Genomic DNA, 1,097 nt, shown 5'->3' with positions numbered 1-1,097 from the left:
GGAACGCACATGGCCAAGCAGAAATTCGAGCGCAAGAAGCCTCACGTAAACGTCGGTACGATTGGTCACGTGGATCACGGCAAGACGACGTTGACCGCGGGGATCACGAAGGTGCTGGCGACTCGCGGGCTGGCGCAGTTTGTGGCGTTTGATCAGATCGACAAGGCTCCGGAGGAGCGGGAGCGGGGGATCACGATCGCGACGGCGCACGTGGAGTACGAGACGGCGAAGCGTCATTACGCTCACGTGGACTGTCCGGGTCACGCGGACTACATCAAGAACATGATCACGGGCGCGGCGCAGATGGACGGCGCGATCCTGGTGGTTTCGGCGGCGGACGGTCCGATGCCGCAGACTCGGGAGCACATTTTGCTGGCTCGCCAGGTGGGGGTTCCGTGCATCGTGGTGTTTTTGAACAAGGTGGACATGGTGGACGATCCGGAGCTGTTGGAGCTGGTGGAGCTGGAGCTTCGGGAGTTGCTGACGAAGTACAATTTTCCCGGGGACGAGACTCCGATCGTTCGGGGATCTGCGCTGAAGGCTCTGGAGTGCGGTTGCGGGAAGGAAGGTTGCGCGGCCTGCCAGTGCATCACGGATCTGATGAACGCGGTGGATTCGTTCGTTCCGATGCCGGTCCGGGACGTGGACAAGCCGTTTCTGATGGCGGTGGAGGACGTGTTTTCGATTTCGGGTCGCGGGACGGTGGTGACGGGTCGTGTGGAGCGCGGGGTGATCAAGGTGGGGGACGAGGTGGAGATTTTAGGGATTCGTCCGACGCAGAAGACGGTGGCCACGGGCGTGGAGATGTTCCGGAAGCTGCTGGATCAGGGTCAGGCGGGGGACAACATCGGCGTGTTGCTTCGGGGGACGAAGAAGGACGAGGTGGAGCGGGGTCAGGTGTTGGCGAAGCCGGGTTCGATCACTCCGCACCGGAAGTTCCAGGCGTCGGTGTACATTCTGACGAAGGAAGAGGGGGGCCGTCACACTCCGTTTTTCAACGGGTACCGTCCGCAGTTTTACTTCCGGACGACGGACGTGACGGGGGTGGCGACGCTTCCGGAGGGCGTGGAGATGGTGATGCCGGGGGACAACGTGGG

1 protein-coding gene is annotated in these 1,097 nt (G+C 62.3%); it reads left to right on the top strand.

All coding sequences use genetic code 11. The annotated features are described in order from the left end of the window. Nucleotides 1-69: 69 nt before the first annotated feature. A partial coding sequence (gene tuf, locus VJ307_07935) for an elongation factor Tu (GenBank protein ID HJX74073.1) occupies nucleotides 70-1,097 on the top strand: 1,028 nt, incomplete at its 3' end.

This window comes from Candidatus Deferrimicrobiaceae bacterium, assembly GCA_035256765.1.
GTDB lineage: Bacteria > Desulfobacterota > Deferrimicrobia > Deferrimicrobiales > Deferrimicrobiaceae > CSP1-8.
The sequence above is the reverse complement of the archived record's forward strand: the minus strand, read 5'-3'. Positions and strand labels throughout refer to the sequence as shown.